The organism is Methylophaga sp. UBA2012 (assembly GCF_002335235.1).
In the GTDB taxonomy this organism is placed as follows: Bacteria; Pseudomonadota; Gammaproteobacteria; order Nitrosococcales; family Methylophagaceae; genus Methylophaga; species Methylophaga thalassica.
The window spans coordinates 148,345-169,927 of sequence record NZ_DDCG01000013.1; the positions used below are offsets into that span (position 1 = coordinate 148,345).

The 21,583-nt window shown below is 43.7% G+C and carries 19 protein-coding genes and 1 pseudogene; 7 read left to right on the forward strand and 13 right to left on the reverse strand.

What is annotated here, in order from left to right; all coding sequences use genetic code 11:
* The first annotated feature begins 74 nt into the window (after window positions 1-74).
* Entirely contained in the window at window positions 75-1,694 is a 1,620-nt protein-coding gene (gene nadB / locus B2248_RS10285) for an L-aspartate oxidase (RefSeq protein ID WP_273182184.1), read from the forward strand.
* Here the strand turns inward: nadB and B2248_RS10290 are convergent.
* Window positions 1,654-2,082, reverse strand: a complete 429-nt coding sequence (locus B2248_RS10290; protein ID WP_273182186.1) for a protein YgfX — start codon at window positions 2,080-2,082, stop codon at window positions 1,654-1,656. The genes nadB and B2248_RS10290 overlap by 41 nt on opposite strands.
* Before the next feature lie 87 nt (window positions 2,083-2,169).
* Here B2248_RS10290 and B2248_RS10295 point away from each other — a divergent pair, with 87 nt between their 5' ends.
* Window positions 2,170-3,111 (forward strand): YgfZ/GcvT domain-containing protein, encoded by a 942-nt coding sequence (locus B2248_RS10295; RefSeq protein ID WP_273182188.1) that lies wholly within the window; start codon window positions 2,170-2,172, stop codon window positions 3,109-3,111.
* Window positions 3,112-3,113: 2 nt separating this feature from the next.
* Here B2248_RS10295 and B2248_RS10300 read toward each other — a convergent pair whose 3' ends face one another.
* The 5 genes from B2248_RS10300 to suhB form a co-directional block, all read right to left on the reverse strand.
* On the reverse strand, window positions 3,114-4,466 hold the full coding sequence (locus B2248_RS10300; protein WP_007145705.1) for a sigma-54-dependent transcriptional regulator: 1,353 nt from the start codon (window positions 4,464-4,466) through the stop codon (window positions 3,114-3,116).
* Window positions 4,463-6,067: a sensor histidine kinase gene (locus B2248_RS10305; RefSeq protein WP_273182192.1), complete on the reverse strand. Its 1,605-nt coding sequence runs from the start codon at window positions 6,065-6,067 to the stop codon at window positions 4,463-4,465. Before B2248_RS10305 ends, B2248_RS10300 begins: the two co-directional genes overlap by 4 nt.
* Entirely contained in the window at window positions 6,064-6,282 is a 219-nt protein-coding gene (locus B2248_RS10310) for a PP0621 family protein (protein WP_007145707.1), read from the reverse strand. Before B2248_RS10310 ends, B2248_RS10305 begins: the two co-directional genes overlap by 4 nt.
* A gap of 63 nt (window positions 6,283-6,345) precedes the next feature.
* Window positions 6,346-8,175, reverse strand: coding sequence for a translational GTPase TypA (gene typA / locus B2248_RS10315; RefSeq protein ID WP_007145708.1), 1,830 nt, complete (start codon window positions 8,173-8,175; stop codon window positions 6,346-6,348).
* A 48-nt stretch (window positions 8,176-8,223) separates the two neighbouring features.
* On the reverse strand, window positions 8,224-9,024 hold the full coding sequence (gene suhB, locus B2248_RS10320) for an inositol-1-monophosphatase (RefSeq protein ID WP_007145709.1): 801 nt from the start codon (window positions 9,022-9,024) through the stop codon (window positions 8,224-8,226).
* Between the two features lie 232 nt (window positions 9,025-9,256).
* Here suhB and B2248_RS10325 point away from each other — a divergent pair, with 232 nt between their 5' ends.
* Window positions 9,257-9,556 (forward strand): Lpp/OprI family alanine-zipper lipoprotein, encoded by a 300-nt coding sequence (locus B2248_RS10325; protein ID WP_007145710.1) that lies wholly within the window; start codon window positions 9,257-9,259, stop codon window positions 9,554-9,556.
* Between the two features lie 74 nt (window positions 9,557-9,630).
* On the opposite strand, the gene B2248_RS10330 is transcribed toward B2248_RS10325, so the two are convergent.
* Window positions 9,631-10,794 carry a L,D-transpeptidase family protein gene (locus tag B2248_RS10330; protein ID WP_273182196.1) on the reverse strand — a complete coding sequence of 388 codons (1,164 nt, stop codon included), beginning with the start codon at window positions 10,792-10,794 and terminating at the stop codon, window positions 9,631-9,633.
* Between the two features lie 145 nt (window positions 10,795-10,939).
* Here B2248_RS10330 and B2248_RS10335 point away from each other — a divergent pair, with 145 nt between their 5' ends.
* On the forward strand, window positions 10,940-11,725 hold the full coding sequence (locus B2248_RS10335; RefSeq protein WP_007145712.1) for an outer membrane protein assembly factor BamD: 786 nt from the start codon (window positions 10,940-10,942) through the stop codon (window positions 11,723-11,725).
* Between the two features lie 64 nt (window positions 11,726-11,789).
* Here the strand turns inward: B2248_RS10335 and B2248_RS10340 are convergent, their stop codons facing one another.
* The 4 genes and pseudogenes from B2248_RS10340 to sucC form a co-directional block, all read right to left on the reverse strand.
* Window positions 11,790-12,128 carry a P-II family nitrogen regulator gene (locus B2248_RS10340; protein ID WP_007145713.1) on the reverse strand — a complete coding sequence of 113 codons (339 nt, stop codon included), beginning with the start codon at window positions 12,126-12,128 and terminating at the stop codon, window positions 11,790-11,792.
* 9 nt (window positions 12,129-12,137) lie between these two features.
* Window positions 12,138-13,778, reverse strand: a complete 1,641-nt coding sequence (locus tag B2248_RS10345) for an NAD+ synthase (RefSeq protein WP_273182200.1) — start codon at window positions 13,776-13,778, stop codon at window positions 12,138-12,140.
* The gene (gene sucD, locus B2248_RS10350; RefSeq protein WP_273182203.1) at window positions 13,779-14,654 is read right to left on the reverse strand and encodes a succinate--CoA ligase subunit alpha; all 876 of its coding nucleotides are present in this window, start codon (window positions 14,652-14,654) and stop codon (window positions 13,779-13,781) included.
* Window positions 14,651-15,829, reverse strand: a pseudogene (gene sucC / locus B2248_RS10355) (ADP-forming succinate--CoA ligase subunit beta); the annotation flags it as partial. The gene sucD and the pseudogene sucC, both read right to left, overlap by 4 nt.
* A gap of 185 nt (window positions 15,830-16,014) precedes the next feature.
* Between sucC and pip the strand changes: the two are divergent.
* The 3 genes from pip to B2248_RS10370 are packed head-to-tail and all read left to right on the forward strand — an operon-like array spanning window position 16,015 to window position 18,066.
* Window positions 16,015-16,980 (forward strand): prolyl aminopeptidase, encoded by a 966-nt coding sequence (gene pip, locus B2248_RS10360; protein WP_273182209.1) that lies wholly within the window; start codon window positions 16,015-16,017, stop codon window positions 16,978-16,980.
* Window positions 16,977-17,414, forward strand: coding sequence for a D-aminoacyl-tRNA deacylase (dtd, locus tag B2248_RS10365; protein WP_007145718.1), 438 nt, complete (start codon window positions 16,977-16,979; stop codon window positions 17,412-17,414). The genes pip and dtd overlap by 4 nt, the downstream gene beginning before the upstream one ends.
* Before the next feature lie 22 nt (window positions 17,415-17,436).
* Window positions 17,437-18,066: a lytic murein transglycosylase gene (locus B2248_RS10370; RefSeq protein ID WP_273182212.1), complete on the forward strand. Its 630-nt coding sequence runs from the start codon at window positions 17,437-17,439 to the stop codon at window positions 18,064-18,066.
* Here the strand turns inward: B2248_RS10370 and B2248_RS10375 are convergent.
* Together B2248_RS10375 and ccoS are read right to left on the reverse strand one after the other, a co-directional pair.
* Complete coding sequence (locus B2248_RS10375) at window positions 18,059-21,316, reverse strand: EAL domain-containing protein (RefSeq protein WP_273182213.1); 3,258 nt, start codon at window positions 21,314-21,316, stop codon at window positions 18,059-18,061. The two genes, B2248_RS10370 and B2248_RS10375, sit on opposite strands and share 8 nt — an antisense overlap.
* Before the next feature lie 45 nt (window positions 21,317-21,361).
* Window positions 21,362-21,571, reverse strand: coding sequence for a cbb3-type cytochrome oxidase assembly protein CcoS (gene ccoS / locus B2248_RS10380; RefSeq protein WP_007145721.1), 210 nt, complete (start codon window positions 21,569-21,571; stop codon window positions 21,362-21,364).
* Window positions 21,572-21,583 lie beyond the last annotated feature (12 nt).

Genomic DNA, 21,583 nt, shown 5'->3' on the forward strand with positions numbered 1-21,583 from the left:
TTGACCATGTCGATTTAACTTTGTTCCACATTAAGTGCAAAATAAACATTCCTATTGTACCTGTATAGAGCCTTATGACCACAACGCATCATTACGATATTTTAATTATTGGCAGTGGCACCGCCGGACTCACTCTCGCTTTACACATGGCCGATGATGTCAAAGTCGCTGTAATTTCCAAGGGTCAACTTGAAGAAGGCGCATCTTTATACGCTCAGGGAGGCATCTCCGTAGTCCTTGATAAAACAGACTCCATTCAATCCCATATCGACGATACTCTGAGAGCCGGTGCGGGATTATGTAGCGAAAAAGCTGTTCGATTTACCGTCGAACACGCCCGGGAAAATATTGAATGGTTAATCAAACAGGGTGTGACATTTACGCGGGACGGAATAACATCAGAAACCTATCATTTAACGCAAGAAGGCGGTCACAGTCACCGACGAATTATTCACTCTGCAGATGCCACAGGTAGAGAAGTAGAAACTACGTTACTCGATAAAGCCAAAGCACACCCAAATATAGAACTACTTCCCTATCATATTGGTATTGACCTCATCAGCAGTAACAAACAGTTAGGTGAAAAAGAAAACCGTATCCTGGGTTGTTATGTACTTGATATCAAAAAAGACGAAGCCAAAACACTGTTAGCTCCCATAACAGTTCTGGCCACTGGTGGTGCAGGAAAAGTCTATCTTTACACCAGTAATCCAGACGTATCGACAGGTGATGGTATAGCCATGGGATGGCGCGCAGGTTGTCGTATTGCGAATATGGAATTTATTCAATTCCATCCTACCTGCCTGTTTCACCCACAGGCAAAATCGTTTCTAATCAGTGAAGCACTGCGCGGAGAAGGGGCCAAACTGGTGTTAGCCAATGGTGAACGTTTTATGGAGCGTTTTCATCCTCAGGCTGAATTAGCACCAAGAGATGTCGTCGCGCGCGCGATTGACCATGAAATGAAACGTACCGGGCATGACTGTGTCTATCTTGATATTTCACACAAACCCGCGGCGTTTATAAAAGAACATTTCCCCACCATTTATCGACGCTGTTTACAGTTTGGCATTGATATCACCAAACAAGCTATCCCCGTCGTTCCTGCAGCGCACTATACCTGTGGTGGCATCATGACTGATTTAAATGGTAAAACCGATGTACCAGGTTTGTATGCCATTGGTGAGACAGCTCATACTGGACTGCACGGCGCCAACCGCATGGCCAGTAATTCATTATTGGAGTGTCTGGTGTTTGCTAAATCAGCAGCGGACGATATCAAAAAACAATTACCGCTAACGACATCAGCCATTGTCCCGCAGTGGGATGCCAGCCAGGTTTATCCTGCCAAAGAAGCCGTAGCAATCAGTCACAACTGGGATGAGTTACGGCGTGTTATGTGGAACTATGTCGGTATCGTTCGCAAAACAGATCGTCTGCTCCGAGCCCGACAACGGTTGCAAGTACTCCAGGCTGAAATTCGTGACTATTACAGCAAACATCATATTAGTGCTGACTTGCTTGAGTTACGAAATCTGGCGGATGTGGCCGAACTGATTATTGAATCTGCATTAAGACGGAAAGAAAGTCGCGGACTGCACTATATTCTGGATTATCCTGAAACAGATAATAGTCAGCCAGCCACTGAAACGATCATTCTGCCCAAACATCAGGATCACGAAGCTGTGCCCTGAGCCTTCGCCAGTCTTGTTTATCAACGGCATCTATCGGGATCATTAAACTGTGACTTTGCCACCAATGTCGTGTTCTGAAATAGATGAACATGACATACGGGAATTGGATGCTTGATTTCAATTTAAAAGGGCCGGATACAGCCCCTGTTTCGTCTCTTAAGAACCAATTTTTTTCCAGATTCATACTGACTTCTATTAATGAATTCTTGGCATCACTGGCAGTATATCGGCGATACCACTGTATAAATCCTGCACAAACCAAAACAGTCAAGAACAGTACCAGCAGCCTATTGTTGTCCATGCTCCATAACAACAAAATGATAGCTAAGATATGCAGTGAAACCATATACACAAATAAACCACGTGACTTAGTGATTGTGACTTTCATTCTTGAATGTCCTTTGTTTTCATCCCTGTTTTAGCACGGCTTATACAGTTAGAATAAAACCTGTTAATAATAAATCGCAATACAACTATGAATGTTCAAACGCTTTTACAAAGCCCCCCTACAGTAAACTATCTTAATGAGATAAATGACACGACCTCCCCTGTGGCTATCGCTCTGCCCAGTTTCAGCGTGATTGAGGTTGCAGGCGAGGAAGCAGAAAGTTTTTTACAAAACTTACTCACTAATGATATCCGCACCTTGACGGCCAATACTGCTCAGCTAAGTGGTTTTTGTAACCCTAAAGGACGTTTATTAAGTCTGTTTTATGTCATCAAACGAGAACAGGACTTTTTATTAGTGCTTGCTGCAGATTTAGCTGAAAGCATTGCTCAACGTTTAAATATGTTCAAACTACGAAGCAAAGTCGATATTACTGTTAGCCCTGAACTCAAGGTCATGGGCTATCTTAGCCAAGCGCCGTTGACCAATCAGGCGACAGATTTCTGGTCAAGTGTTTCACTGAATGACGAATTAACGATTTATCTGCCAGGTCATCTACATCGTTATTTAGTTATTAGCGCTGGCGAAACAACTATCAAGGAAGAAAGCCAGATTGGTGCAGAGAATCTCTGGGCCAGTGCGGATATAGAGGCCGGATTGCCCATGGTTTATTTGCAAAGCAAAGAGCAGTTCACACCACAGCAATTAAATCTCGATATCGTGGGTGGCGTTAGTTTCAAAAAAGGCTGCTATCCAGGACAGGAAGTGGTCGCCAGGCTGCATTATCTTGGCAAACCGAGTCGTCGTTTATTCCTTGCTCAGTTGAAAACGGTAGACATACCTGAGCCGAACCTTGAAGTAGCTGATGAATCAGGTGAAGTGGCCGGCCATGTCGTACGGGCAGCCATGCTCGACTCAGGCACGCTTATTTGCCAATTAAGTTTAAAATTAGCTGCCAAGGATAAAAAATTATTTATTAATAATAACGAAGTATCTGGACTAACCGCTTTAGTTGAAGACGAGGAATAAATCTAATCCAATGCCAGTTTTTTTAGTTTATAGCGTAAAGAACGGAAACTAATGCCAAGCTTTTTTGCAGCGGCCGTCTTATTCCAACGCGTTGACTCCAGCGCATCAACAATAAGCTGCCGCTCCTGATCTTCCAGTTGTGATTCTAGGTCAACTTTATCTGCTGTTAGACTAAAGCCGGGCTCATCGGCTGATAGACTATTTAGAGGTGCTTCAGGCAACATTAAATCTGCTTCGTGAATAACCGAGCCATCAGACCATGTCATCGCCCTTTCCAGGATATTTTCAAGTTCGCGTACATTGCCAGGGAAGGCATATTCACGTAAGGCACTAATGGCATCCTCACCAATCACTGGTTTTAGCTCACCACTTTTAGCCGCAAGCTGCACAAGAATATGCTCGACTAACAGAGGAATATCCGCTTTACGTTGTCTGAGCGGTGGCACTGAAAGTTCAATAACGTTCAAACGGTAAAACAAATCTTCACGGAAACTACCTTGCTTTACACATTCCGCCAGATTTTTATGGGTTGCCGACAATATTCGAACGTCAACGCTAATTTCTTCATTGCCACCAACAGGTCTAATGGCTTTTTCCTGAATCGCTCTTAGTAACTTCACCTGCATCATTAATGGCAAATCCGCGACTTCATCCAGAAACAACGTACCGCCGTTAGCCGCCTGAAATAAACCCTGTTTATCAGCAACAGCGCCCGTAAAAGCGCCTTTTTTATGTCCAAAAAACTCACTTTCCACTAATTCTGCCGGTATAGCACCGCAATTAATCGGCACAAAAGCCTCATCAGAACGACTGCCTAACTCATGAATTAAACGTGCGACAAGCTCTTTGCCTGTACCAGACTCCCCCGTGATATAAACAGGTGCCTGACTGCGAGCTAATTTACTGATTTTATTTCTCAAAGAGCGAATAACATCGGTATCGCCGAGTAATTTATCCCTCGAACGTCGCTCTTTTACATCTGACTTTAATGGAGATAAATTTAATGCTGAGTTTACTAAATCACGTAAGACTTTAAGCTTAAGTGGTTTTGATACAAAATCGAAGGCGCCTGATTTAAGGGCTTCAACAGCCAGATCAATATTACCGTGCGCAGTGATAACCGCCACGGGACAATTTGGATAAGTTTTTTGAATAGTGCGGACAATATCCAAACCGTTACCATCAGGTAATCGCATATCAGTAAAACAAAGATCAAAAGATTGTTGTTTTAATGCCTGATTGGCTTGGGCTACACTCTCCGCCGTTACACAATCAATCGACATACCTGACAATGTCATTGTTAACAGTTCAAGGATATCGGGTTCATCATCTATGACTAACGCTTGTCTGTTCATTGCTTAACTATTTCCTGCCATTCGCTTGGAAAGCTTATACGGAAAAACCCCTTATTCAACTCATCGCGAATATAATTCAAACGCGCTCCGTTTGCTTGACACAATTCTCGAGCCAGATACAAGCCCAGTCCAGTGCCTCCCTGTCTGGCTGAATGGAATGGCTCAAATAAATGTGTCTGCACATCCTCAGGCACACCTGGACCATTATCTACAATATCCAGGCAGACCTGTTTATTTTGCTGCTCAACGACGACCTTAATACACGGTTTTATCTTCTGGTTTGCATGAAACCAGGCATTATCCATCAGATTCCAGATAACTTGATGTAATTGCTCAGGATCCATTGCGATATGGATATCAGAAGTACTTATCTGCAATGAAATATCTTCCTCATCCGCTTGTTTTATATCAGAAAACTCACGAATAAACTTCGACAACCACACATTTAAAACCAGCATCGATGGTTCCGCTGTTTTTCTACGACTCATTTGCAAGATGGTCTCGATAATATTATTCACTCGTTGTGTGTGCTTCAAAATAATTGAAGTCAGCTTAGTCATCATATGGTCCGCGGCATATTGCTCTGCAAGCAGCTCACCTGCATGACTGATCGCGCCCAGAGGATTGCGGATTTCGTGTGCAATGCTTGCGGTTAAACGCCCCAGTGAAGCTAATTTAAGTTGTTGCGCCTGTTGTGCCAAAGCAGATGTGTTTTCAATGTAAATAAGGATTTCACCACTATCAAGCTGAGTCGCGGATGCTTGCACTTCAGGCAGGTCAGCGCGTGCCTGAAAAGGTAGGAAAGCATTTGGACTATGCTGTTGCCATAACCACACCTGTTCTCCCAACTCAGGGACGTTTTCACGTAAATTAAATCCTGAATTATTATCTGGAATACCCAATAATTGCCTGGCAGAAGCATTAAGCATCGTCACATTACCCTGACTATCTAAAGCCAATACACCAGTATGCATTTGGCTAATAATGTGCTGATTTAAGACCGCCAGGTTTTCTACATCTCTGGCTCGCTCTTCCGCAAGCACCTGTGATGTTTGTAATTTTTTGGATAACCACTGTGCCAGCCAGGCTGTCACAAAAAAGGTCGCCCCCAAGATCCCAGCCTGACTGTATTTTGTCACCCCATCGCCAGCTATTTGTGAATAACTGACTTCCAGCAGCACCGCTAAAGTTGCCAGAGCAGCAATAAAGGCAGCCAGACGTCCTGGCATCAGCGCACCACCAGCCACTACCACAACTAACATCAGTGAGCCTAATCCCGTATGCAAACCGCCACTGGCATGAATAATAACGATGAGGGCAATGATATCTATCACTGCCTGCAGCCTTATCTGCGTCTGAACCTCTCTCCAGTGCCTTAACGTTAAAATGAGCAATACAAATGCAGACAGAAAATAAGCAAGGCTAACAAAGCTATATAAGCGAGGATCCGCTTCCCCCAAAAACTCGGGTGGAAGCCTCAAATAAAAAACTAGGAAGAGAACGGTAGCGAGAAATAAACGGTAGCTGGCAAAAACGGTTAACGCACGCCAGGTAGCAGGATCCTGATAATACGACTTATAAGAATCGGGCAGTGAACTCATTTCGACTCGTTAAAAGCCTCTAGATGTTGCGTAGAGCAAAAATAATGGTGGTTTTGTTGTATTGCTTCATGCTCAGAGACATGTAAACCACACTGTTCACAACGTACCATTTTTTCCATTCTGGCTTGTTCATCTTCTATTTTTGCCTTGCGCAGCAAATGAGTGATGATGATATAAAGCAATAAACCAATGGCAATTAAAATAAGAATTCGCATTTTTCACCTCAAAAAAAAGGGTATCGACATAGGATACCCTTTTTCTTTTATTTTTAGTGACGTCTAGCCACGAGAAGCACGTTTACGCTCATGCTCCAGCAAGAATTTCTTACGAACACGGATAGCTTTTGGTGTGACTTCAAGTAACTCATCATCGCCAATAAACTCCAGCGCCTGTTCCAGACTCATTCGGATAGGTGGTACTAAAGTGACCGCTTCATCAGAGCCTGATGCACGCATATTGGTTAATTGTTTACCTTTAAGCGGGTTAACAACCAAGTCATTATCACGTGAATGAATACCGATGACCATGCCTTCATAGACTTCATCACCATGGCCGATAAACATACGTCCTCGGTCTTGTAAGTTGAAGATAGCAAATGCCACTGCTTTACCCACACCGTTTGCTATCAACACACCATTAATACGCTTACCAAAGCTACCGGCTTTCATTGGAGCATAATGATCAAAGACACTGTAAATCAAGCCAGTACCCTGTGTAGCTGTCAGGAACTCGGTACGGAAGCCAATCAAGCCACGTGAAGGAATAATAAAATCAAGGCGAACACGGCCTTTACCATCTGGCACCATGTTTTTCAGGTCAGCACCACGCTCACCCATTTTTTCCATCACTGTACCCTGATGCTCTTCTTCGATATCAATGGTTACAGATTCGAACGGTTCTTCTTTCACACCATCGACTTCGCGGATAATCACTTCCGGACGTGATACACCCAGTTCGAAACCTTCACGACGCATGTTTTCAATCAGAACTGACAAATGTAACTCACCACGGCCAGAAACTTTGAACTTATCAGGATCGGTAGGCACTTGTTCCACACGTAATGCCACGTTATGAATCAATTCACGATCAAGACGTTCTTTGATTTGACGAGTGGTAATAAACTTACCGTCTTTACCCGCAAACGGCGAGTTATTGACCTGGAAGGTCATCGTCACTGTTGGTTCGTCAACAGAAAGTGGTGGCAAGGCTTCTACAGCACTTGGGTCACATAATGTGTCAGAAATATTTAATGGGTCTAAACCAGTAAAGGCAATAATATCGCCCGCTTGCGCTTCAGCAACTTCTTCACGTTGTAGGCCTAAAAAGCCCATGACCTGTTGTACACGACCGTTACGTTTTTTACCTTCACGATCAACAACCGTGACAGGTGTATTGGTTTTAACGCGACCACGTTCGATACGGCCAACACCGATAACACCGACGTAGCTGTTATAGTCCAGTGACGACACCTGCATACGGAAAGGACCATCTGCGTCCACATCCGGATGACTCACTCTATCCACGATCAATTCGAAAAGTGGTGTCATATCACCACCACGAACGGTATCTTCCATACCAGCAAAACCATTTAAGCCTGACGCATAAATGACATCGAAATCGAGCTGTGCATCTGTGGCATCCAGATTAACGAACAAATCAAAGGTTTGATCCAAGACCCAATCCGGACGAGCAGAAGGTTTATCAATTTTGTTGATAACCACAATCGGTTTTAAACCTAGTGCTAATGCTTTTTGTGTAACGAAACGCGTTTGTGGCATCGGACCTTCTGAAGAGTCGACCAGCAGCAATACTGAGTCAACCATCGACAGAACACGTTCCACTTCACCACCGAAGTCAGCATGGCCTGGGGTATCGACGATGTTGATATGATAGTCGTTCCAACGAATCGCCGTGTTTTTCGACAGAATGGTAATACCGCGCTCACGTTCCAGATCATTAGAGTCCATTACGCGCTCGGTTAATTCTTCGTGTTCACCGAAAGTGCCAGACTGACGAAGAAGTTGATCCACCAAGGTTGTTTTACCGTGGTCAACGTGGGCAATAATGGCTATATTGCGGAGCTTAGAAATATCTCGTTTGTTTGTCATTGTTTGAATTCTGTAAAAGCATGCTAGGCATGCGGAAAAAATATGCCCTTAGGCGCTTATTTGGTTTTTCGATAGATGTGGTTGCAGTGTTGTTAACATCAGCTTGTGCATACCAAGCCCGGCTGCAATGACATTACCTTTGTTGAACAAATTATCGGTACCATCAAAGTCGGTGACAATTCCCCCAGCCTCTTCGACCAGAAGTAATCCAGCCGCCATATCCCAGTTTTCTAATCCCATTTCCCAGTAGCCGTCAACACGACCTGCTGCAACATAAGCAAGATCAAGTGCTGCTGAGCCCGTACGGCGAATATCAGCTACCTGAGGAAATAGAGCTTTAAAACTATTGAAATAGGCATCATGAAATGATGGATATTTGAAAGGGAAACCCGTCGCAATCAATGCACCATTAAGCTCTCTGCGTTTGGTAACACGCAGTCGACGGTCATTTAATTTGGCGCCTTCGCCCCGGCTAGCAGTGAATAATTCATCGCGTTGCGGATCATAAACAACAGCGTGCTCAACACGACCTTTGACTCTAACGGCAATGGATACGCAGTAATGCGGGAAACCATGCAGAAAATTTGTTGTACCATCCAGTGGGTCGATAATCCACACTGTTTCATTATCACCTGAGCGACCAGACTCTTCAGCCATAATAGCGTGGTCAGGATACGCTTTTTTTATTACATTGATGACTTCTTGCTCTGCCAGGCGGTCGACATCTGACACGTAATCATTTCGACCTTTTGTAGTCACTTCAAGATGCTGAACATGCTGTAGTGAGCGCATGATCAGAGAGCCAGCATTACGCGCAGCCCTGATTGCTATATTGAGCATTGGATGCATAAACAAATTTTTCCAGAACGATAGGTACTTCAAGAGTACATTGAAGATCAATGACTCATATAAAGGACGCTATTATACCAACTATTTCTTTATGAATCTGTTGTAATATTAAAAACGGTTTTTTATTAATGTGAATGGACAGCAAAAATATTTCTTGCTAGCGTATGTTTTATGTTGCGAATTAGCAATATAATATCCACGCCAATTTAACTGGTACTTTAAGGAGATAAAAATGAAATCATTAGCAAAACTGAGTGCTGTAATCCTGCCTTTAGCTATGTTGACTGCATGTGCCAACACTGCCGAAATGGAAGCGCTGAAAGCCTCTGTAGAATCAGCTCAATCAACAGCTGATTCAGCTCTGGTCGCAGCCCGCAATGCTCAAAGCACTGCCGACACAGCGCAACGTACTGCAACTGACGCAGAACTGGCTGCTATGAACGCCCAGAAAGCTGCTGATGAAGCTCAATCAACTGTCGAAGAATGCTGTGCAAAAATCGACCGTATGTTTGAAAAAGCGATGAGCAAATAATCTAAAATTTAGATTACCTCATACAAAAAAGCCGGAACAAATGTTCCGGCTTTTTTTTATCTTCAATATTTATCCTAAAGCGCGTCACTGGAAACTTGCGCAACCCACACAGATATTCCCGCAGCTTCACTAATTTTATTCGCCATATCTGCCGCTTCTTGTTGAGAATTGAAGGGACCAATCATCATTTCACCAACCGCGCCAGATTTGGCTGGCCAGAACAGATCATTCAACTGTAATGAGTTAATAGCCTGACGCGTTTTTTGTATCGCTTTCTGGCTCAGACCTGCATGAACAAACCAGACATCGTCAACAATATCGAGAGGCTCCTCACCCACTCGCTTTACAATACTGTCTTGCGCTTCAACTAATTTTTCTGTGAATGCCCAGTCGTTGTCCGCAGGTAATTTATCTTGCGCATCTAAAATGGCTGCTACCATCGGTGTCATATTTAAACCCTGACGTTTATCAATGTCACTATGCGGTTTATTCACTTCAAGATATAACTTACCGTCACGCACGCCCGCTTTATCAGGCTGATAAATAATCTCTACCGGTGTATTAACAGCGGCAATATTAAACAAATGTTGGATATCCTCCGGGAACAGTCGGATACAACCATGACTCACTCGCATTCCTACACCGTAGGGTTTATTTGTGCCATGCAGCAAATAGCCCGGCATAGACAAACGCATTGCATAAGCACCTAGTGGATTATTGGGACCAGCTGCCACCACTTTTGGCAGAGGATCGCCTTTTTCCAGATGTTCTTTTCTGATGGATTCTGGTGGTGTCCAGGTTGGATCTTTTCGCTTCTGAGTAATTTTAGCTTTGCCCAGTGGTGTGCCCCAGCCTTCACGCCCAATCCCGATAGGATGGGTAATGACTGTTTTCGTTTGTCCCGCTTTGGTTTCCGGATAATAATAAAGACGTAACTCGGCAATATTGATGACAATGCCTTTTTGACCGGCCTTGGGCAGAATAAAACGGCTTGGGATAATCACCCGGGTATTTTCGCCGGGAAGCCATGGATCAACATTTGGATTGGCTTCAACGATATCGTTATAACCTAAGTCAAATTGACGGCCAATATCCAGTAATGTGTCTTTTGCTCTGCTATAGACCACCATGTTGTGACCCACAACGGTTGAGTCAGCTGAATTAAGCGCAAAAGTAGTTGCCATAGAAGGTGCTGATACCGCAAGCCCTACAGCAAGAGCCAACAACCGTTTCAACATTGATGATTCCTGTTTATCAAAGAATAAAGCTGCATATTGTACTTGATTAAATATAATCTTCACATTCGGTAAAACGTGCTTTGAATCAGAAAAAGGGCTAAGATCAGCCTTTACCTTAAACAGCAAGCTAGCGTACTCTACTTCAATGAAAAAATATTATTTGCCATTACTTATCGGTTTGACCTGTTTGTCACTGTCTGGTTGCTCTTTTTTTAAAAAAGAAGAAGTTAAAGCGGATGAAAGCTGGAGTGTAGATCGTATATACAGCGAGGCAAAAGCCGCACTCGACATCGCAGACTACAGCAAAGCGATTACCTACTACGAACAACTTGAAGCTCGTTTTCCTTTTGGTGAATATGCTCAACAAGCGCTGCTTGAGTCTGCATATGCTCACTACAAATCAGATGATCCTGAAACAGCTATCGCTACCATTGACCGCTTTATGCGTGTTTATCCACTTAATCCAAATATTGATTACGCTATTTATTTACGTGGCCTGGTCAATTTTCATCGTGATATTGGTTTATTAGAAAAATATATCCCCCGTGATGAATCTCAACGTGACCCGGGCGCTGCTGAGGATGCCTTGCGTGATTTCAACACATTAATTAATCGCTTCCCGACCAGTCGTTATGCCGAAGATGCTGCGCAGCGTATTGTTTATCTTCGTAACCGACTGGCACAGCATGAGGTGAATGTCGCTAATTACTATATGCGTAGAGGATCATTCCTGGCTGCATTAAACCGTGGTAAGTATGTGATAGAAAACTACGACCGTACACCGGCTATGCCTGATGCATTAGTCGTTATGGCAAAAGCATACAAAATTCTCGGCATGACCGATCTTTCAGATGATGCTTTACGAGTATTGAAAATCAATTACCCTGGTCACCCGGGTATTGCTGAAGTTGCACAGACTGAAGTGCAATAATTAAACAATAAAAAAGCCCGCCTATGAATATTCAGAGGCGGGCTTTTTTTATGCCTAGAACAGCTTAAATAGCGTCTTGGTTCTGCTCACCAGTACGAATTCTAATCGCTTGCTCCAGCGGCGTAACAAAAATCTTACCATCGCCGATACGGCCTGTATTGGCCGCTTTGATCACTGCTTCGATAACACTATCGACTTTGTCATCTGCTACGGCAATTTCTAATTTCACTTTCGGTAAAAAGTCGACCACATATTCAGCACCACGATAGAACTCGGTATGTCCTTTCTGACGACCAAATCCTTTGACTTCAGTGACAGTCATCCCGGTCACACCAATATCAGAAAGTGACTGGCGAACATCATCCAGCTTAAAAGGTTTAATTATCGCTTCAATTTTTTTCATCGTAGTTCCTTACTCTATAGTTGAAGTGACGGTGTAGCCTGACGTAATGGGATACCGACGGTCTCGGCCAAACGCCCGGCTACTGATACGGATACCTGGAGGCGCCTGCCGCCTTTTGTATTCATTACGATCTACCATTTTAATAACTCTTGCAACCATTTCGGCGTCGTAGCCCTCGTCGACTAGCTCTTCAAAGCAACACTGATCAGCTATATAACGTTGTAGAATTTTATCTAGGACAGCATAGTCAGGCAGACTATCCTGATCCAACTGACCTTCTGCCAATTCAGCGGATGGAGGTCGTGTGATGATACGCTCTGGAATCACATTAGATTGCTGATTGCGATAATGGCTCAACTGATAGACCAACGTTTTATAAACATCTTTTAATGGTGAGTAACCACCAGCCATATCGCCATATAAAGTTGAGTAGCCGACAGCCATTTCGCTTTTATTACCGGTTGATAACACCATTGAACCCGTTTTATTGGATAAGGCCATCAAAATAATGCCGCGGCAACGGGCTTGAATATTTTCTTCCGTGGTATCGGCCGGCAAACCTTTAAACTCATCAGCTAATGAGTCAATAAAGGCATTAAATGTCGGTTCTATCGAAATAATACTGTACTTAACACCCAAGCCTTCAGCCATTAACTTTGCATCATCCAGACTCATTTGAGATGTGTAGCGCGACGGCATCATCACCGCATGCACATTGTCTGCGCCGATAGCATCAACAGCAAGTGCCATTGTTAACGCAGAATCAATGCCTCCTGACAGTCCAAGTACAACACCTGGAAAGTGATTTTTCTCAATGTAATCTTTCAGTCCAAGGGTTAACGCTTTGTATATGATAGATAAGTCGTCCTGCGACTCACAAATGGCACCCGATAAAGCTAGGCCACCAGATGACTGTCGTTCAATCGTCACCGGAAATAAACCAAACTCAAATGCAGGTGCTTGGACCACTTTTTCGCCATTGGCATTCATCACAAAAGAATGACCATCAAAAACCAGTTCATCCTGACCACCGTATTGATTGACATAGACAATAGGTAAGCCCGTTTCACTGATACGTTTTTTTACTTCAGCCTCACGCAGTGGCCATTTGCCCATATGGTAAGGAGAAGCATTCAAGTTGACGATAAGGTCAGCTCCGGCAGCTTTTGCTTTAGCACTCGGCTGTGTAAACCAGATATCTTCACAGATAGTAATGCCGATTTTCAGACCTCGAAAATCAAACACAGTGGCATTTTCGCCTTCGATAAAATAGCGTTTTTCGTCGAATACACCGTAATTGGGTAACTGCTGTTTGTGATAGGTACAAACAAGCTTGCCCCCATCAATTAACGATGCAGAGTTGTATAAACCCGACTCGACATCACCATCGGGATGGCCGATTAACACGGCTACATTATCCAGCTTGCTTGCCAGTGTCGTTAATGCTTTACGAACGCGCTTCAACAAACCAGGACGAAGCAATAAATCTTCTGGCGGATATCCGGTTAGGGTCAATTCAGGAAAAACAATTAAATCTGCATTGAATTGTTTTTTTGCCTGCTGTGCCGTCTCGATAATTTTATTAACATTACCCGCAACATCCCCAACTACAGGATTAATTTGCCCCATCACCAGCGTGACTGTCTGCATTTATTTTTTATCCATCATTGCCAGCATAATGTCGCCAATTTCTGCGGGCGATCGCGCAATGCCACAGCCTGCCGCTTCAAGCGCTTTTAATTTCGCTTCAGCGGTGCCACTGCCACCACTGATAATCGCTCCTGCATGTCCCATGCGTTTGCCAGCCGGTGCCGTTAGACCGGCGATATAGGTCACCACCGGTTTAGTAACATGCGCTTTGATAAACTCGGCCGCATCCTCTTCAGCATGACCGCCAATCTCACCAACCATCACAATACCTTCGGTCTGCGGATCATTCTCAAACAACTCAAGACATTCAATAAAGTTCATACCATGAATTGGATCACCGCCAATACCAACACAGGTACTTTGTCCAAGTCCGTTCTGCGTTGTCTGATGAACAGCTTCATAAGTCAGGGTGCCTGAACGCGATACTATGCCGATTTTACCCGGTTGATGAATGTTACCGGGCATGATGCCAATCTTACATTCACCTGGAGTAATCAGGCCCGGACAGTTCGGCCCTATCAAGTGTGCATCGTAGCTATTTAAAGCATGTTTGACGCGTAACATATCCAGTACAGGGATGCCTTCTGTAATACAGGCAATTATTTTGATACCCGCATCAGCCGCTTCCAGAATCGCATCTGCAGCAAAGGCGGCAGGCACATAAATCATGGTGGCATCAGCACCGGTCTGTTCAACCGCTTCATGAACCGTGTTGAATACCGGTTTATCCAGATGCGTTTGCTCACCTTTTCCTGGGGTAACACCACCGACAAATTGGGTGCCATATGCAATGGCTTGCTCTGAGTGAAATGTACCTTGTTTACCAGTAAAGCCCTGACAAATCACTTTGGTTTCACGATTGATTAAAATACTCATGCCTGCGACTCCTGAGCTGCCGCTACAGCTTGACGCGCAGCATCGGTTAAATCATCGGCAGCATATATACTCATTTCACTGTTTTTCAATAATTCACGACCTCGTTGCGCATTGGTACCCTCGAGTCTGACGACAACAGGTAACGATAAGCCGACCTCTTTTGCTGCCTGAATAATGCCTTCGGCAATCAGATCACAGCGGACAATACCACCAAAGATATTGACCAGGATCGACTTCACTTTTTTATCAGACAGGATCAGCTTAAATGCTTCAGCCACGCGAGCAGCCGTAGTGCCACCGCCTACATCCAGGAAGTTAGCAGGCTGTCCACCTTCTTTCTGAATCAAGTCCATCGTCGCCATAGCGAGACCAGCTCCATTGACCATACAAGCCACATTCCCATCTAAAGAAATATAGTTAAGGCCAAATTCACGGGCGATAACTTCTGCATCATCTTCCTGACTCGGATCAAACATCTCTGCCAAATCGGCATGACGGAATAAGCCGTTATCATCTAAATTAATTTTTGCATCAACGGCAAGTAAGTCACCGTCATCAGTCACCACAAGTGGATTCACCTCCACTAGACTGGCATCGTTTTCTGTAAAGAGCTGATACAAATTTTGCATGACGGACTGTAGCTGCTTAAAGCTATTTCCAGTCAAGCCCAGGAAAAATGCGGCGCGACGACACTGATAGCCCTGTAAACCAACAACAGGATCAACATATAAATTCAGTATGGCTTCAGGCTGCTGCTCAGCGACGGCTTCGATATCCATGCCGCCTTCTGCTGACACCATAAACACAATACGTTGAGAGCTGCGATCAACCAGTACGGCCAGATAGATTTCACGGCTGATATTGGTCGGTTTTTCCACCAATACCTGCTGTACGGGTAAACCTTCAGCAGTGGTCTGATGCGTGACAATATTTTTTCCCAGCATACCAGCAGCGGCTGACTCAACGTCATCCAGCGAACTCACCACTTTAACGCCACCCGCTTTGCCGCGGCCACCGGCATGAACCTGTGCTTTAACCACCCAGCGCTCGCCCGCTAATAACTCAGCCGCTTGCCGCGCCTGAGCAGCTTCAGCGACAGCTTGCCCTTGTGGTGTAGGCACACCATATCGATTAAATAATTGTTTGGCCTGAAATTCATGCAGATTCATTGTATGTTCTTGCCTTGCTTAGTTGTCTTTTCAATCATAAGCACAACTATCTTTGAAAGAATGTGTGATTTGTTGATAAAAACAAGATCTTAATTCAACGTCGAAAACGTTATATTTTCTCGCAATAGCTCAATAATTACCATCACTACACATGATATAGTTCATGCCGAATGTCATAAACGAGTTTTTACATGTTAACGCTATACCCAGAAATAGAACCCTATCAAAGCCATTTACTTGCAAGAGAAACCATATCTTCTGGTAAAAAACACGAAATTTATGTAGAGGAATGTGGCAATCCTTCAGGGATTCCGGTGGTTTTCCTACATGGTGGACCGGGTTCTGGTTGTCGGCCTCAACATCGACAATATTTCAATCCTGAAAAATACCGCATTGTATTATTTGACCAACGAGGTTGCGGACGCTCAGTTCCCAGTGGCGAACTTGAAAACAATACCACTGCGCATCTGGTCAGCGATATGGAATATATCCGTACCCGTCTGGGCATAGATAAATGGGTCATTTTTGGTGGTTCCTGGGGAGCTACCCTGGCACTGTGTTATGCCAGAGATCATGCCGAAAAAGTGATAAGCATGATATTACGCGGCACTTTTCTTGGGCGTCAGCAGGATATTGACTGGGTTTATGCCGCAGGCGGTGCCTCAAAATTATTTCCCGAAGCATGGCATCGCCTAACACATATGCTTGATCAGTCAGAACAACAAACACCGCTCAAAGCTTACTATACTCGCCTCACCGATCCTGATGAGTCACTGCAAATCTCAGCTGCCACTATTTTGAATAGCTGGGAAGCCACCATCGTCACATTACGGGATCATGAATACGAACCGGATTTAACGGAAGCTCCTGGCCCATTGGCGCACTCCCGCATTCAATTACATTTTGCGTTAAATCAATGCTTTATCGAAAACCGTCCCATTTTGAGTGAAATAGAAACCATACGTCACATTCCTACTCAGATTATTCATGGTCGATACGATATTGTTTGCCCACTTCAGCAATCCTGGGAACTACATCAGGCATGGCCAGAAACAAGCTTAACCGTATTGCCGCTGGCTGGTCATGCTGCTGGCGAACCCGCTGTGATTGATGCCTTAGTGAGAGCCACCGATACCTTAGCGGGTGAACTGCAGTGATCACCTTATTACAACGCGTTAAGCAGGCATCGGTTGAAGTAAATGAACAATGCATCGCAGAGATTGATCAGGGTGTGCTGGTTTTTGTGGGTATTGAGAAAGGTGACTCCTCTGAATTGGTAGCTCGTCTGGTAGAAAGGGTCATCAATTATCGTCTGTTTGCGGATGCTGAGGAAAAGATGAATCTATCCGTCAAAGATATTAATGGCGGTTTACTTCTTGTCCCACAATTTACCTTGGCCGCTAACACACAAAAAGGATTACGTCCGAGCTTTGCTTCTGCAGCCCCCCCTGACATAGGATATCAACTGTTTAATGAGTTTGTTGATGCCGCTAAACAGCAGCATCCCAAGGTCTGTACCGGTCAGTTTGGTGCCGATATGCAGGTTAAACTCATCAACGATGGGCCAGTCACTTTCTGGCTTCATAGCTAATCACCGTTACAGGATTTTTTGAATGCGCATTATCAGAAACTTTATTGTTGGTCTTTTATTGGTGTTTGTCGGAATTGCCGCGATCATGCTAATCCCCTCACCACAACCGCCAGCCAGTAAACCATGGGAAGTGACCGTGATGCCTGACAACAATATCAGCGTCTTTGGTATTCACTTGGGTAATACCGACTACAAAACAGCACAAGAAGAACTGCGAATATTTGGTAAAACGGCTATCTTCACCGACCCCGATAATAAGGCCACGGTCGAAGCCTATTTTGATAGTGTTAACTTAGGAGGACTATCCGCCAAGATGGTGCTTAATCTTGATGTACCAGAGGATAAAGTCTCCGCTATGCTGCAAAGGGCCTCTGTAGGCAAACTTCAACCCAGTGGTGCGCATCAGCATGAATTGGTGGAAGAAGACAAACAGTTTTTACTATCCTCACCTGTCGCTGCCATTACCTACATTCCTAGTGTCCGCTTGAGCAGGGAGATGATTCAGGAACGCTTTGGTGAACCTGATAGCATTGATGTGGGCTTACCTGATGATAAAGGTAATACGAGTGAAAGCTGGTCTTATCAGGCACTAAATTTAAGCGTTATCTTTGGTAGCACTGGTAAGACGATACTAATTTATCAAACTAAATAAGTGTGTCTTTTTGCGCCAGCTCGTAAAACAGGTCTTCACTCACAGGTTTACTAAATAAATACCCCTGAGCGCCCTGACAAGTATGCTGTTTGAGGTAATTTAATTGTTCCATTGTCTCCACGCCCTCGGCGACAACCATCAAGCCCAGGCTTTCGCTCATTGCCATGATCGCGTTGACGATGGCGGCATCGTCCTTATCTGTGGTGACATCCCGAATGAAACTGCTATCAATTTTCAGAACATTCAAAGGGAACTGCTTCAGGTAGGACAATGAAGAATAACCTGTACCAAAATCATCAATTGCCAGACTAATGCCCATCTGGCTAAGCTCCGATAAAGTGAGCGTTGCCAACTCAGGATCTTCCATCAGCATAGTTTCTGTAATTTCTAACTCCAGGTTCTTTGTGGGCATACCCGTTTCTGCCAGAATATAACGGATGCGACTAGCTAAATTACCACCTTTAAATTGTCTGCCTGATAAATTGACGGCAAGCTTAAAATCATCCGCCAATTTGTCTTTCACCTTTAAGAAGCTATTACATGCTTGTGTCAGCACCCACTCACCGACAGATTCAATCAAGCCAGTATCTTCAAGAATAGGAATAAATTCAGCGGGTGAGACGAGCCCCCATTGGGTACTATTCCAACGTAATAACACTTCGGCTCCGTTCATTTTTCCAGTTTCAATCTCAACCTGTGGTTGCAGATGAATAAAGAATTCTTCTTGCTCAACGGCACGTCTTAAAGCTGTCTCCATGGCAAGACGCAATGATGCCTGAGCATTCATATCGACGGAGTAAAACTGAAAATTATTCCGTCCTGTTTTTTTAGCGTGATACATGGCTGCATCCGCATTTCTAATTAGCATATCGACATCCCGACCATCGGCAGGATAGAGGCTGATACCAATACTGGGACTGATGCTGATTTCAACGTTATCAATAATATACGGCTGACTCATCGCATCGATAATTTTTTCAGCGACTTTACCCACGTATTGTGCGGAACGAATATCTTCCAAAATAACGGTGAACTCATCTCCTCCAAGTCTGGCAACCGTATCACCCTCCCTGATAGTCTTCTTAATGCGTATTGCCACTTCACGCAGCAGACTATCACCCGCTTTATGTCCTAATGAATCGTTAATATGTTTGAAATGATCCAAATCTAAAAAACAAACCGCAAGTCGACCTGAGTCACGATGCGCTTTATGGATAGCATGCTCAAGACGATCATTAAACACGTTCCGGTTTGGTAAGCCTGTCAGACTATCAACGCTTGCCAGGTTAGTCAGCCTTTCCTCATTCTGTCGTTGAGTTGTAATATCCTCAAATAACCAGATAGATCCATTTTGTGGGGCTTCAGCTTCAATTGATTTTCCCGCCATAGCGCACCAGAATTTCTCACCATTTTTACGGACTAATTCAAGCTGAGCTTCATAGCTCTCCCCTACAGAAAGATAATGAGCAGCATGTTCTCCAAACTGCTCATAAGCTACCTGACTTGGATAAATAAACTGTGTTTTTTGTCCTTCAATCTCTTCACGACTGTATTGAAATAACTCTTCAAACTTTTGGTTAACACGCACCACTTTACGATCACGAATGAAAGCAATACCCACCATCGCATTTTCCAGAATTGTGTTTAATTCTGACGTCATTTGATGCAATTGCTGGTTAGTTTGTTTCCATTTAGTAATGTCAGCGATAACACACACCCAAACAAACTCGTCATTACCACTTAATATACGACTGACAGAAATCCATAATGAGAATGCGGATCCATCTATACGAATGCCTTCATACTCACCATTCGACTCATCATCGTGCTCTAAATCATCAATTGACTCGGGTTTATGTTTTTCAGCAAAAAAATGAAATAAATGTTTCCCGACAATCTCTTTAATGGTGCCGCCAAACATGGTGGCACCAGCAGGATTAATATCAATGATATAACCCTCTTCACTCAGTGACAGAATCGCTTCAGGTACACCATTAAGAATTGCTCTTAACTGTTGTTGTTTATGTTGCATGGTGACTTTTGCTTTGCTGTAATCAGCAATCAGATTTTGTGTCACCTCGGCGAAATGATTCAAGTCACGAGCCAGCATAGAGACTTCATTTTGCGTTGATGTCACCGACATTCTTGTCTCAAACCGACCTTCAGAGAGTGCTCGAATAGAGTCCTTGATCAACACTAATGGTTCATTGATTCTTTTTATAAGAATATAAGCAAACACCATGACTGCACTCATAATAAGAATGCTGACTAATATAATTTGCCACCATGAATAATCGGCCGATGAGGCATCACTTGCGATCTCTTCATAGTTATAAAGATTGATTTGTTCCGTTAACTGGTTCAAGTCCACTGTTAATGTTGACATCATAGCAAGGGATAATTGCAGCTCTTTAGTCAACGTTCTTTGGGTGAGAGTATTTTCTTTTTCTATCGCTATTAAGCCGTTCTCTCCTCCCATTAAAACCCTGAGTGAATCCACCTGTTTCTCTATCGCCTGTAATGTATCCGTTACATACAACAATTGAAAAGATTGGCTGGAAAAAGCATCAATATCCTGCTCTATCTGAGTAAAAATGGTCTCAAATTGTTTTTCTGATTGAGTAAAACTTGATGGATCTTCAGTCTGAAGAAACAACTTGTAGTTTAATAAACGAAGTTGATGAATATGAGTTTTTAACGGGTTAACCAGACCCAGGATAGAAACCAGATTATCGTTGCGTAATCGTTTTTCAAGATTATCCACTAACAACAATAATGCAGCCGAAACCCGTTCATTCCCCTCTTGCTTGGCTTTTATATCGTTGGTTAATTCAAGATGATGTTTTTTTAATTGATAAAGCTTGGCGTCGATCTGTAAATAATCATGGTAGGTCGTCAAAAGCGACTTCAACAGGCCTTGAACTTGTTGCTTATCATCTAATGTCTGAGTGAGTAATTCTGCATTTTCCTGAAACAAATTTTCAAGCGGCGCTCTGTCAGCAAATTGAGATAAGACAGATACCGTAGCTGAACTGAGGAATTGTTGCTGGCGTTGGGCGAGAAGTAATGAAACTTGACTAAGTTTGCGGCTGCTCGACTCCAATGGCAAAAGATGGTCGACAAAAATTGAATGTGTCTCGGACATCAGGTTATTGGCGTAATTTGCCATCACGCCCATCACAAGGACAGCAATCAATGTGATCGCAGCCCATAGCTGGAGCAAATGTTTGATACTCCAGTTTTTAAACATCTGATTGTTCACCGTTTTGAAGTAACATTTTAGCCATCCATTGCTTTAATGTTGGTTCTTACTTTTATCTTCTGATTTGCTCTGTTTGCCTGACTCATCAGATTCAGGTGTTACTTCATCATCATCCATAAGTACCCGATTAGCTGCACCATCCATATCATCGTATTGACCATTACGAACGGCCCAGAAAAAAACGGCTACACCAATAATGCCAAGTAATAACATACCTGGAAGCAACCCATAAATGACTTCCATCACATACTCCAA